Origin of the sequence: Nonomuraea sp. B1E8 (assembly GCF_039871515.1) — a bacterium.
In the GTDB taxonomy this organism is placed as follows: Bacteria; Actinomycetota; Actinomycetes; order Streptosporangiales; family Streptosporangiaceae; genus Nonomuraea.
On record NZ_JBDPLS010000004.1, the window covers coordinates 443995 to 456844 of the forward strand.

The 12850-nt window shown below is 73.0% G+C and carries 11 protein-coding genes; 2 read left to right on the plus strand and 9 right to left on the minus strand.

Annotated elements, in window-relative coordinates:
• Positions 1–24: 24 nt before the first annotated feature.
• The 7 genes from ABGA98_RS16970 to ABGA98_RS17000 all read right to left on the minus strand — a co-directional run bounded on the left by ABGA98_RS16970 (position 25) and on the right by ABGA98_RS17000 (position 6288).
• Positions 25–1890 (minus strand): NAD-dependent epimerase/dehydratase family protein, encoded by a 1866-nt coding sequence (locus tag ABGA98_RS16970; protein ID WP_347619261.1) that lies wholly within the window; start codon positions 1888–1890, stop codon positions 25–27.
• Positions 1875–2819: a methionyl-tRNA formyltransferase gene (locus tag ABGA98_RS16975; protein ID WP_347619262.1), complete on the minus strand. Its 945-nt coding sequence runs from the start codon at positions 2817–2819 to the stop codon at positions 1875–1877. Before ABGA98_RS16975 ends, ABGA98_RS16970 begins: the two co-directional genes overlap by 16 nt.
• A complete protein-coding gene (locus ABGA98_RS16980; protein WP_347619263.1) occupies positions 2816–3505 on the minus strand; it encodes a PIG-L family deacetylase in 690 nt (229 codons plus the stop codon). Before ABGA98_RS16980 ends, ABGA98_RS16975 begins: the two co-directional genes overlap by 4 nt.
• Positions 3492–4496, minus strand: coding sequence for an NAD(P)-dependent oxidoreductase (locus ABGA98_RS16985; RefSeq protein ID WP_347619264.1), 1005 nt, complete (start codon positions 4494–4496; stop codon positions 3492–3494). The genes ABGA98_RS16980 and ABGA98_RS16985 overlap by 14 nt, the downstream gene beginning before the upstream one ends.
• 146 nt (positions 4497–4642) lie before the next feature.
• Positions 4643–5002: a hypothetical protein gene (locus ABGA98_RS16990; RefSeq protein ID WP_347619265.1), complete on the minus strand. Its 360-nt coding sequence runs from the start codon at positions 5000–5002 to the stop codon at positions 4643–4645.
• Positions 5003–5011: 9 nt separating this feature from the next.
• On the minus strand, positions 5012–5917 hold the full coding sequence (locus tag ABGA98_RS16995; RefSeq protein WP_347619266.1) for a hypothetical protein: 906 nt from the start codon (positions 5915–5917) through the stop codon (positions 5012–5014).
• On the minus strand, positions 5914–6288 hold the full coding sequence (locus ABGA98_RS17000) for a YbaB/EbfC family nucleoid-associated protein (RefSeq protein ID WP_347619267.1): 375 nt from the start codon (positions 6286–6288) through the stop codon (positions 5914–5916). Before ABGA98_RS17000 ends, ABGA98_RS16995 begins: the two co-directional genes overlap by 4 nt.
• Before the next feature lie 205 nt (positions 6289–6493).
• Here ABGA98_RS17000 and ABGA98_RS17005 point away from each other — a divergent pair, with 205 nt between their 5' ends.
• The gene (locus tag ABGA98_RS17005; RefSeq protein WP_347619268.1) at positions 6494–7648 is read left to right on the plus strand and encodes an amidohydrolase family protein; all 1155 of its coding nucleotides are present in this window, start codon (positions 6494–6496) and stop codon (positions 7646–7648) included.
• Positions 7649–7712: 64 nt separating this feature from the next.
• The gene (locus ABGA98_RS17010; RefSeq protein WP_347619269.1) at positions 7713–10481 is read left to right on the plus strand and encodes a glycoside hydrolase family 2 TIM barrel-domain containing protein; all 2769 of its coding nucleotides are present in this window, start codon (positions 7713–7715) and stop codon (positions 10479–10481) included.
• 147 nt (positions 10482–10628) lie between these two features.
• On the opposite strand, the gene tuf is transcribed toward ABGA98_RS17010, so the two are convergent.
• Together tuf and ABGA98_RS17020 are read right to left on the minus strand one after the other, a co-directional pair.
• Positions 10629–11795, minus strand: coding sequence for an elongation factor Tu (gene tuf / locus ABGA98_RS17015; protein WP_347619270.1), 1167 nt, complete (start codon positions 11793–11795; stop codon positions 10629–10631).
• 236 nt (positions 11796–12031) lie between these two features.
• Entirely contained in the window at positions 12032–12832 is an 801-nt protein-coding gene (locus tag ABGA98_RS17020) for an aminoglycoside phosphotransferase family protein (protein ID WP_347619271.1), read from the minus strand.
• Positions 12833–12850 lie beyond the last annotated feature (18 nt).

Below are 12850 nucleotides of genomic sequence, written 5' to 3' on the forward strand. Positions count from 1 at the left end.
GCGCGGGTGCTCTCCGGGGCCGGGTCAGGCGCGGTCGCTCTCGTACGCCAGCCACTGCGCGAACGTGTGCAGCCCGTAGTCCAGCGTCACCCCGGCCCGCCACCCCAGCTCCACGCCCGCCCGCTCCACGTTGACCAGCGGCCCGCCGGGACTCTCCGACGTCTCCATGTGAACCGGCCGCACCGCCTTGGACACCGCCTCGGCCAGCTCCCGCATGCGCCACCGCCGCCGCCCCGCGACGTTGTACACCCGCCCCGCGACGCCCTTCTCCAGGGCCGCCAGGACCGCCTGAGCCACGTCCCGCACGTGCACGAGCTGCACGGGAGGGCCGTCGACGGGCGCCGGACGGTTGAGCGACGAGCGCAGCACCAGCTCCGCCACCGCCCCGCGCTGGGGCATGCCGGGCCCGTACGGCTCGCCGAGCCGCAGCACCACGGAGCCCGGAGCGGCCGACTCGACGGCGCTGAGGGCCCGGGCCAGGGGTGTGGCCGCCGGGTCGACGGGCGTCTCCTCGTCCACCCACTTCCGCGCCGGATAGACGTGGCACGAGCTCAGCAGCACCCCGCCCCGGCCGCCCGCGAAGGCGGCGCGGGCCAGCCGTACCTCCTCCTCGGGGTCCGCGTCCGCGTCCCAGCCGAGCGCGCAGACGTGCACCACGAGTCCGGCGTCGCCCCCGTCGCCCCCGTCGCCCTCGTCGTCCCCGTCGCCGCCGGACAGGCGGAAGCCCCGGTCGGCCAGCGCGTCCGCCACGTGCTGCCGGACGAACGTCGCCGCGCCGCTCACGGCCACCTCCGAGCGCTCGAGAGCGACCGGTGATGCGAGGACGGCCGGGGCGCCCGCCAGCCCCGCCTCGAGGCCGGCCCTGGCGACGTCGTGCAACTCGGGCCACAGCCGGGCGAGCTCGCGCGCCCCGAGCTCGTGGCAGAGCCCGCCGGGGCCCATGGTGGCCAGCGCCTCGTCCACGACCCGCGCGTCCCCGCGCGGCCCGCGGTGGACCACCCCCATCGTGTACGCCGTCAGCCACAGCGGGAAGTGCGGCCCCGCACCCGCCTGGTTCCGCAGCGAGCCCGCGTCGATCCCCAGGCCCGCCAGGTAGTCGTCGCAGCGCAGGTCCCGCCACCGGCCGGACTCCGGCACGCGTACCGCGCACTGGGCCACGCCGCGCTTGAAGAACGGGATCACCGGCAGCCGGTCGAGCACCCGCTCCTCGCCGGCATCGGCCGGCGGGTCGTCGGCGAAGAAGCACGGGGAGCGGCGCACCCCCTGGAAGTCGTTCTCCACCAGGCTGGCCAGGTCCTCGTGCTCGGCCAGGTTCGGCACCGCCACGTACACCGGCACCCCGGCCTGGCGCAGGTAGCGGCCCATGAGCACGTCGTCGGGCCAGGTCTCGCCCCGGCCGCCGGCCCATTCCACGTATCCCGCGGCGACGTGCCTGGGCAGCAGCAGCGCCGCCACCGGTGTGTACTCGCCCGCCCCGCGCACCCAGCGTGCCCCGGCCAGCGCGCCCATCCGCACGGCGGCGCCGTTGCGCGAGTTCCAGAACGCGAACAGGGCCAGCGCGGCGCCCGGCATGGCGCGCGCGGCGCGTTCGGCGCGCTCGAAGAACCGGCCGGACAGGGCCATGTCGTCGTGCAGCAGCACGTGGTGAGTGGCGTGCTCGGGGATGCTCGACCAGGCCAGCAGCGAGGTGCGGAACGCCGAGGGCCTGCCCGCGGGATCGGGGTCGGTCACCACGTCCAGGACGTCCCCGGCCAGCCGGGCGGCCGCCTCCCTGCGCCGGGGATGCGCCATCACCGCACCGGTCAGCCGCACGTCCCCTTCCGGATCAGCGCCGCCGGGGTGCCGCGCGCCGGAGGGCGGGCCGCCGGACGGCTTCAGGCGCCCAGGCATGCGCCGACCGCGAGCTCGTCCGACTCCAGCAGGTCGAGGGCGTCGCGCCGCTCGCCGCCCTCCCACTGGACCTCGCGCACCACCAGCAGCCCCGACCCGCACGCCACCAGCATCCCGCCGGTGCCGGTCGACCAGACGGGCGCGAGCACCGTGCCCGCGGGCTCCGCCCCGGCGACCGGCCCGCCGTGCTCGATGAGGTCGGCGCTGTGCACGTACAGCCGCCGTCCCGCCACGGACGTGAACGCGCCCGGGTAGGGGGCCGCCAGAGCGCGCACCCAGTCATAGAGGTCGGAGGCGGGCCGCGACCAGTCGATCACGCCGTCCTCCGGCCGCCGTTTCTCCCACCACGACCCGCCGGGCTCCTGCGGCCGCGCCACCACCCGCCCGTCCAGCAGCAGCGGGATGTACGTCGCCAGCAGGTCGATGTTGATCTCGGTGACCTTGCGGTACACCGCGGTGACGTCGTCGCGCCGGCTGACGGTGAACTCCCGCTGCGCGATCAGGTCACCGGTGTCGGCGCCCTCGTCCAGGAAGAAGAGGCTGACCGCGCTCGTGGCGAGCCGCTTGATGATCGTCCACGGCAGCGCGGCCCGTCCCCGCCCCTCGGGCAGCCGGGTGGGGTGCAGGCCGATCGACCCCCTCGGGCAGGCCGACAGCAGCGGCTCGCGGACGAGCTGCGACCATCCCGCGATGACGAACAGGTCCATGTCCTTGACCCGCTCGTAGGCCTGGCCGTCGTTGATGTCGTCCGTCTCCAGCAGCGGGATGCCGTGCTTGTCCGACGCCTCGCGCAGCGGCGCGTAGCCGGAGCGGTGGCTGAGCCGCGGCGGGTAGCCGATCAGGAGCGACGGCGGTGTGCCCTGCGCGACCAGCACGTCCACGGCCGGGGCGGCGAACTCCATGCCGGTGGCGAACGCGAACGTCTTCACAGGACCTCCCTCAGCACCCCGAACGCCTCGGCGTGGGCGACGCCGATCTCCGCCCCGCGCAGCGTGGCCAGCGCCGTCACCGACTCCTCGCTCCTGATGTGCGGCGAGGGCCGGTGCTGGCTCTTGTAGCCGCGCAACGCGTCGAGCTTGCTCCGCAGGTGGGCGCCGATGTCGCAGTACGCCGTCGAGCGCGGGATCGGCTCCGATGCCCACTGGATCTTCGACATTTCGTACATGAGGACGTTGGGCACCAGCCACTTGCCGAACTGCGGCGCGATCGGCCGGGCCGCGGCGAAGGCGGCGTGGAACACCGCGCAGTGGTCCTGGTCGTAGTCGGCGAAGCTGGGCAGCAGCAGCAGGTCGGGCCGCCGCTCGTTGAGCGCCTGCTCGAACAGGTCGACCAGTTCCCTGCGCGGCAGCGTGTCGAGCCGCTCGGTCAGCCCGCGGTCCCCGTACGCGATCTCGTAGGTGAAGCCGAGCAGCTCGCGCACGGTCTCGATCTCGTCGAGGCGCTGGCCGTAGGTGGTGGCCCCGTCGAGCCCGTAGTGGCGCATGCCGTCCACGGCCAGGTACAGGACGTGCACCTCGGCTCCGGCGTCGGCCTGCGCCGCCATCAGGCCGCCGCAGCCCAGAACCTCGTCGTCGGCGTGGGGGGAGATCACCAAGACGCGGTCAAAGCGGCGCATTCACTGCCCTTCGGTCCTCTCTGGCACGGTAATAGTCGGCGGTGCTCAGGATCAGCTCGTCGAGCGGGATCCGGGGCCGCCAGCCCAGGTCGGTGGCCGCCCTGAGCGCGGGGATCTTGTGGAACGACTCGGCCTCCGCGTAGTGGGGGCCGTGCACGCTCCTGCCGTCCACCCTGACGATGGGGGAGGGGCTGGCGAGCAGGCTCTTGACGCGTTCCGCCAGATCCATGATGGTGACGGCGTTGGCGGGGTTGCCGACGTTGATGATGACCTCGTCGCCCCGCAGCGCCAGGTCCATGTACCCGGTGAGGAAACCCGTCAGGTCGCCCGCCGCGATGAACGCCCTGACCTGGTCCCCGCCCGCGAAGACGGTGATGGGCCGCCCGGCCAGCGCCTGCTGCACGAACGTCGGCATCACGAACCCGCCGGCCCGCGACTGCCGCGCCCCGGCCACGTTGAACGGCCGGATGACGATCCCGCGCAACCCGTGCCTGCGACTGTTGCAGACCATCGCCTCGGCCAGGGTCTTCGCGACCGCGTACTCGATGCGCGTGTTGTACTGCGTCGGGACGACGATGTCGTCCTTCTCGTCCAGGACGCCGCTGCGGCCGTACACCTCGGCGGAGCTGAACACGCACAGCGGCGCCCCGGCGTTCATGCACGCTTCGATGACCGGCGCGGTGCTCCCGATGATGTCGTGGCCGAGCCGTCCCGCCCGGGACAGGATGCTGGCCGGGCCCACGTAGGAGGCGGCGTGGATGACCCGGTCCACGCCCGCGAAGTCGCCGCCCGCGGCCAGGTAGTCCTCGACGCGCTCCCGGATGACGGCGCATCGGGGGTCGGCGTCGTAGTCCTCGCCGTCGATGACCGCGCCGGCGTTCGAGTCGATGATCCGTACGCGGTGGCCGGCCGCGAGGTAGGCGTCCACGAGATGAGAGCCGATGAAACCGAGACCGCCGGTGATGACGACTTCGCCACCTGGTGCTCGCACGGACCCGCCTTTCCCGCTCGAGGAAAACGGTCACACGGGGCTATGTAGCCCCTTTGTCATCTAGGCGGGATTAAAACAGTTTTCGCCCTTCTTGTCACCCATGGCCACAACTTTTCACCGGGCCGGGGACCGGCACGTCCAGGCGGCTATGTCGTGCCCCAGACGGGTGTGCCGGGGTCGGGTGGAGGAAGGGCCCGGAGGAGGGCGGCCACGCTCTCCCAGTCGGCCATCGTGACGCTGCCGGACATCGCCCGCAGCCGCATGGCGATCTCGTGGTGCGCGGAGTGGAACACGTCGATGCCCTCCATGACCTGCCCCGTGACCGCTTCGTACCCCATGCCGCCGCCCTGGCCCTTGAAGAAGGTCACGCCCTCCTTGCCGTCGCCCCAGAAGTCGCCGATGGCGTCGAGTTCCTCCCCCATCAGCGTGACGAACGCGGCGAACTCGCCGGCCTCGAGTTCGAACGCCTCCGCCGACGATTCGATCCCCGGTCGGTCGATCTCCATGTGGTCCTCTCAGCGCGCGGGTTTGTGAGCCATGGCGAAGTACACCAGCGTCCTGCCGATGGTCTCCTTCCAGGTGGGGGCGAGCTCGGCGCCCGTCTCCCCGCTCAGAACGTCGTACGTGGGGCCGTAGCCGATCGATCCCCCGGCCAGCCGGCTCAGGAAGTACTGCACGTCGGGGTTGGCGCTCACCCTCTTCATCAGGGGCGCCGCGGCGTCGAACACGCCGTAGAAGGCGACCGACGCGGCGAACTCCTTCAGCGCCCGCGTCGCGTTCTCCTGGAACGATCCGACGTCCTCGCCCCGCAGCGCCTTGACCCCCGCCACCACCGACACGTCGCCGACCGCGAAGACGGCGCTGCCGAGGGAGTACTCCGTCAGCTTGCTCAGCACGATCCTGGCGATGCTGTGCTCCAGCAGCTTCGCCAGCATGCCCGCCTGCGCCCGGCGCATGAGGAACTGGGTGACCTGGTACGCCGCTCCCGCCTGCCAGGGAAAGGTGGCGATGTAGACGAAGCTGGCGAAGTTGGCCATGGCGAGCGTCTCGTACGTGCGCCGCGCCGCCTCGATCACGTCGGCGAACTCCTCGCAGGCCGAGGCGTTCTGCCGGCAGCGGCGGGCGAGCCTGGCGGCGTATCCCGCGCTCTCGTCCGCGGGATACAGATCGGCGGTCACGGCCCGCTTGTAGGCGTCCACCCCGTCACCGCCGTTGCGCCGCCAGACGGCCTCGGCCGCGGGGAAGGTGCGGTGCGGGCTCCGCTCGATGCGGTCGGCGAGCCGCCTCCAGACGGCGGCGGCCTGGCGGGCCTTGGCGGGGTCACCTTTCGGATAGTCGACGGCGAGCATCTGGGAGACGAAGCCGGCCAGACCGAGGGTCCCGAAAGCGAGGATGCCCGCGCGGCCGAAGTTGAGCTTCAACGTCGACGACCCCCGCGGGGGTCGTCCCGCGTGCCGTCGTCCAGCGGCGTGCCGGCGAGGAACGGAGTCACCAGGTCGGCCGCCGCCTGCTCGGCGTCGCGTGCCGCCTCGCCCGCCGCCTCCAGGATGGCCTCCGCCAGCGCGTCCGAGCCGAGGCGCATGGCACGCGGGTCGATGGTGAGGCCGGTGAGCCCGCCGGTCTGTGAGGTCTCGGCGACCACGCGTCCCTGCGCCGCCTCGCCGCGGCCCCTGACCGCGGTGACCTGTTCGTTCAGCCGCTCCAGCGCCGCCACGTCCTCGTGGTAGCCCTTGAGCAGCCTCCCGAGCTCCTGATTTCCTGCCGCGTCGAGAGGCTCCGCCGGTGGTGTCATCCCCGTCTCCTGGCTCACAACCCTGCCTTGGCACGTCGCTGCTGTCATTGACGATCTTCTACCTTATCCACAAACAAAGCCGGACATATATGGACGTCCCGGACCTTTTGCGTTGGCCGTCCGCCGGACGGCGGCGCGTGAACCCCGGCGGGCACGGCGCCTCGCCTATCCTGGTCGCCTACGCTGACCTTGGGAGACATCGCCGATGTCCATGGAGCTCGACCTCGTGCCCAGCGGCCTCGCGCGGGTCATCGACGAGCTGCCGCTGGTCGACCACCACGTGCACGGCGCCACCACCCGCGACCTGCCGCGCAGGGCGTTCGAGGAGATGATCGGCGAGTCCGACCGGCCGGTTCCCGAGTGGATGACCCGCTTCGACTCCCAGCTCGGCCACGCGATCCTGCGCCACTGCGCGCCCGTGCTCGGCCTCGGCCCGCACTGCGCGCCGGAGGAATACCTGGCCAGGCGGGCCAGGCTCGGCACCGGCGAGGTCAACCGGCTGCTGCTGACGGCCTGCGGCGCCGGGCACTTCCTCGTCGAGACCGGCTACCGCGGCGACGAGCTCCTCGGGCCTGCCGGCATGGCCGAGGCCAGCGGCTCGCCCGCCGACGAGGTGGTGCGGCTGGAGACCGTGGCCGAGCAGGTCGCCGCCGCCGGATGCGAGGCGGGCGCATTCGCCGGCCGGTTCGCGGAGGCCCTGTGGGAGCGCACCCGCACGGCGCGCGGGCTCAAGACCATCGTCGCCTACCGGCACGGCCTCGACTTCGACCCCGGCCCGCCCTCGCCCGCGGAGGTCGCCGAGGCCGCCGGGCGCTGGTTCGCCGGGGGAGGCGGGCGGCTGGACGATCCCGTGCTGCTGCGGCACCTGATCTGGGCCGGGCTCGACCGAGGGCTGCCCCTGCAGTTCCACATCGGCTACGGCGACCCCGACATCGACCTGCGCCGCTCCGACCCGCTGCTGCTGCGCGGCCTCATCGAGCGGGCCGAGCCCACCGGGGTGCCGCTGATGTTGCTGCACTGCTACCCCTACCACCGGCACGCGGGGCTGCTGGCGGAGGCGTACCCGAACGTCTTCTTCGACGTGGGGCTCGCCGTCACCCACACGGGGGCGCGGAGCACGGCGCTGGTGGCCGAGAGCCTGGAGGTGGCGCCGTTCTCGAAGGTGCTCTTCTCCTCCGACGCCTGGGGCCCGGCCGAGCTGCACCTTCTCGGAGCCCTGCTGTGGCGGCGGGCGATGGCACGCGTGCTGGGCGGGTTCGTGGCCGAGGGGGAGTGGTCGGCCGCCCAGGCGGCGCGGGTCGCCTCGATGATCGGCGTGGAGAACGCCCGCCGCGTCTACGACCTGGGCCCCGGCACGTGAACCGAGCACCGGACAGACAACGCGACAATGACGAAACCGCCGCGAAGCCTTAGGCTCGGCGGCGATGGACCTCGAAAGCTTCCGCCCCGGTTCCGGCCTGCTCGAACCCCGCGCGGCCCTCCGTTCCGACGCCCCAGCCGTCGACCTCAACGGCACGTGGCGCTTCCGCCTCTCGCCCGCGGCCGACGTCCCCGACGACTTCGCCCGGCCCGACTACGACGACGCCGGCTGGCACGACCTGCCCGTCCCCAGCCACTGGCCGCTGCACGGCCACGGCGCCCCCGCCTACACCAACGTCTCCTACCCGTTCCCCGTCGACCCGCCCCGGGTGCCCGGGGAGAACCCAACGGGCGACTACCGCCGCGCGTTCGACCTGCCCGAGGGGTGGACGGGCGGCCGGCTGCGGTTCGAGGGCGCCGAATCCTTCGCCAGGGTCTGGCTCAACGGCCACGAGCTGGGCTTCTGGACGGGAAGCAGGGTGCCGGCCGAGTTCGACGCCGGCCCGTGGCTGAAGCCGGGACGCAACGTGCTCGCCGTGCGCGTGCACCAGTGGTCGGCCGCGAGCTACCTGGAAGACCAGGACATGTGGTGGCTGCCGGGCATCTTCCGCGACGTCACGCTCACCCGCTCCACCGCCGACGTCTTCGTGCACGCCTCCTACGCCGACGGCCGTGGCACGCTCCGCTTCGACGGCGAGGGCACCCTGAGCGTTCCCGAGCTCGGCGTGGCAGGGCTGGAGCCGGGCGCCGAGATCACGGTCGAGGCGGAGCCGTGGACGGCCGAGACACCCCGCCTGTACGACGCGGTGCTGGCCTGCCCCGGCGAGTCCGTGCAGCTGCGCGTCGGCTTCCGGACGATCTCCATCGCGGACGGCGTGCTCCTCGCCAACGGCCGCCCGCTGCTGCTCAAGGGCGTCAACCGGCACGAGTTCCACCCCCGGCACGGCCGCGCGGTCACCTACGAGACGATGCGCGAGGACGTGCTGCTGATGAAGCGGCACAACGTCAACGCCGTCAGGACCAGCCACTACCCGCCGCACCCCGCCTTCCTCGACCTGTGCGACGAGCTGGGCCTGTGGGTGATCGACGAGTGCGACCTCGAGACCCACGGCTTCGGCCAGGTCGGCTGGCACGGCAACCCCACCGACGACCCCCGCTACGCCGACGCGCTGCTCGACCGCATGCGCCGCATGGTCGAACGGGACAAGAACCACCCCAGCGTCATCATGTGGTCGCTCGGCAACGAGGCTGGCGTCGGCAGGAACCTCGCCGTCATGGCCGGCTGGACCCGCGAGCGCGACCCGTCCCGCCCGCTGCACTACGAGGGCGACCGTTCCTGCGCGCACACCGACGTCTACTCGCGCATGTACGCCTCCCACGCCGAGGTCGAGGCCATCGGCCGCTACGAGGAGGAGGCGCTCGACGACCCCGGCCAGGACGCGCGGCGGCGGGCCATGCCGTTCCTGCAGTGCGAGTACGCCCACGCCATGGGCAACGGGCCCGGCGGGCTGGCCGAGTACCAGGAGCTGTTCGAGCGTTACCCGCGGCTGGCCGGCGGGTTCGTCTGGGAGTGGATCGACCACGGGCTCGAGCACCCCGACCACGAGTACGCCTACGGCGGCGACTACGGCGAGCCCGTGCACGACTCCAACTTCGTGATCGACGGGCTCGTGTTCCCCGACCGCACACCGTCCCCCGGGCTGCTCGACCTGAAGAAGGTGTTCGAGCCGGTCCGGTTCGAGTTCGGCGACGGGGTCGTGCGGATCGTCAACGGATACGGCTTCCGTGACCTGTCCCACCTGGAGTTCGTCGCCTCCGTGGAGGTGGAGGGCGAGACCGTCGCCGAGCACCGGCTCGACGTGCCCGCCGGCGGCGGCGAGTGCAAGGTGCCCGGCGCGAGCGGCCCCGACGGCGAACGGTGGCTGACCGTGCGCGCCGTGCTCGCCCGCGACGAGCCGTGGGCGCGGGCCGGCCACGAGGTCGCGTGGGGTCAGGCGCTGCTCGTCCGGCACCCCGCCCGCTTCGAACGGCCGGCCGCCGCGCTCGTGCACGGCGGCACGGAGATCACCGCCGGCGACTGCGCGTTCGACGCCGCCTCGGGCCGGCTCGTCCGGCTCTTCGGGATCGACGTCGAAGGCCCGCGGCTCGACCTGTGGCGGCCGCCCACCGACAACGACAGGTACGGCGGGCTCGAAGGCGCCTGGCGCGGGCTCGGCCTGCACCGGCTCACCCACCGGGTCGACGCGGTCAAGCAGGGCGACGAGCTGACCGTGCGCACCCGGGTCGCGCCCGCGGCCACCGACCACGGGATCTGGGCGACCTACCGGTGGACGTTCGACGGCGGGCTCCGGCTGCTCCTCGACATCGAGCCCACCGGCGACTGGCGCGACCCGATCCCGCGGCTCGGCGTCACCATGTCGCTGCCCCGCACCTTCGACCGGGTCACGTGGTTCGGGATGGGGCCCGGTGAGGCGTACCCGGACACCGGGCTGGCCGCCCGCATGGGCCGCTGGTCGGCCACGATCGACGAGCTCCAGACGCCGTACGTCCAGCCGCAGGAGAACGGCCACCGGGCCGAGGTGCGGTGGGCCGACTTCGGCGGGTTCAGGGTCACGGGGGATCCCGTGTTCGGGATGACGGCGCGGCCGTGGAGCAACGACGCGCTGACCCGCGCCCGCCACCGGCCCGACCTGGTGGCGGGCGACCGCGTCCACCTCCACCTGGACCTCGCGCACCAGGGCATCGGCACCGCCACCTGCGGCCCAGGGGTGCTGCCCGCGTACGAGCTGCGGGCCCGCCGGTCGACGCTCCGGATCCGCTTCGACCGGACCTGACCCCGGCGGGCCGGGTCCCGCACGCCGCGGGACCCGGCCCTCGCACCCGGACCTGACGACGGCAGGCCGGGCCACCGTCGCCGAGCACCCGCGAGACGGCCCGGACCGGCCGAGCCTGACCAGGCCGGCCGGTCCGGGACGGGGTCGTCAGGCGGGCACGGTGAGGATCGTGCCCGCGCCGACCGTCAGCCCGCCCTCGCGGATCGCGAAGCCGAGCCCGGGCTCCAGCGCCACCGCCTTGCCCAGCTCCACCGCCACCTCGACCGTGTCGCCGGGCTGCGCCGGCTCGGGCAGCGCCAGCTCGCCGGGCACGTCGGTCGTGCGCACGTAGAACTGCGGCCGGTACCCGGACACGACCGGCCTGCGCCGCCCGCCCTCCTCGGCGGTCAGGAGGTAGACGCGGGCGGTGAACGACGAGCGGGCCCGCTGGCTGCCCGGCTCGGCCAGCACCATCCCCCGCCGCACCTGCTCGCGGCGCACTCCGCGCAGCAGCACGGCGGCGTTGTCGCCGGCCTCGCCCCGCTCCATCGTCTTGCCGAACGTCTCCACGCCCGTCACGACGGCGCCGAACCCCTCGCCGAACCCGACGGCCTCCACCGTGTCGCCCACGCGCACCGCGCCACGCTCGATGGCGCCGGTGACGACCGTGCCGCGGCCGGTGACCGTCAGCACGTTCTCCACCGGCATGAGGAACGGCGCGTCGACGTACCGCACCGGCACGGGGATGTGCTCGTCCACCGCCGTGAGCAGCGCGTCGACCGAAGCCGTCCAGACCGGGTCGCCCTCCAGCGCCCGCAGCCCGGACACCCGCACCATCGGGACGCCGTGGTAGCCCTGCCCGGTGAGCAGGTCCTGCAGCTCCAGCTCCACCAGGTCGAGCAGCTCCGGGTCGGCGCCGTCGGCCTTGTTGACGGCCACCACCAGGTGCTCGACGCCGACCCGCCTGGCGAGCAGCACGTGCTCCCTGGTCTGCGGCATGATCCCGTCGTGCGCGGACACGACGAGGATCGCGCCGTCGAGCTGCGCCGCCCCCGTGATCATGTTCTTCACGTAGTCGGCGTGCCCCGGCATGTCCACGTGCGCGTAGTGCCTGGTGGCGGTCTCGTACTCGACGTGCGAGATGTTGATCGTGATCCCCCTGGAGGCCTCCTCCGGGGTCCTGTCGATCCGCTCGAACGGCGTGAACGTCGCCTGCCCCCGCGCGGCGAGCACCTTGGTGATCGCTGCGGTCAGCGTGGTCTTGCCGTGGTCGACGTGGCCCATCGTGCCGATGTTGAGGTGCGGCTTGTTGCGCACATAGGCCTGCTTGGCCATGATTCCCTCTCTTGAGACTCCCGAGCTTCGTGACCCGTCAGGGCCGGTCGACCTCCCCCCGCCGGGTCACTTCAGGACGAACGGGAAGAGGTCAGCGCTCCAGGCCGTCGCAGGCACGCTCGAACGCGCCCGCCGGCAGGGCGGGCGTCGTCAGGTGAGCGCGCGGGAACATGCGGAACATAGTGCGTGGATCAGCACGGGAAGGCAACACATTATTCCCGTGCGCCCGTCGCCGGTCAGCTGGGCCTGAGCCGGTGGGCCAGGTCGAGCCAGCGGGTGACGTCGGAGGCGGAGTGGTGCCGGATGGCCCAGTCCACCAGGCGCAGGCTCATGTGCGCCCAGCAGGTCAGCGCCGTGCCGGCGAGCGGGTCAGGGACGTCGGCCAGCAGGTGGGGCGCGCGGGCGGCCAGGTCGAAACGGAGCGTGACCAGGTCGAGATCGGCGTCGCCGCGGACAGCGCCGTCCCAGTCGATCACGCCGGTGACCGTCCCCGCCGCGTCCACCAGCACGTTCTCGGGATGGAAGTCGGTGTGCACCAGATCGTCGCCCTCAAGGGTGTCGGGGAACGCCTGGCCGATCTCCTCCACCTCGTCGAGCAGCCGCCGCGTCCGGCTGTCGTAGGCGCGCAGCGGCCCGTGCAGGCAGAACCCGGGCCCGTCCGCCCGCAGGTACAACCGGAGCCCCGGCAGGCCGGATCGGCCCGCGAGCACGCCACGGCACCGCCGGTTGATCTCGATCATCGAACGGACCGTCTCCGCCGTGGGCGCGTGCGCGGGCGCGCCGGGCAGCAGCTCCTGGACGACGAGCGGCGGATGGACCAGCTCGTACGCGGGAGCGGGAACGCCCGCCGCCCGCGCCACCTCCAGAAGCTCGCTCACGTCGGGACCACGGGTGAGCACCGACCGGTGGCCGTCCGGCCAGCGGACGTACGCCGCGCCGACCTGGCCACCGGGACAAGGGCCCTCGTAGGCGAGCGGGACGGGCAGCCGGTCCAGATATTCGGTGACGTCGAGGCGGGGCACAGGGGAGAACGTCATGGGGTTCCTCACGTAGAC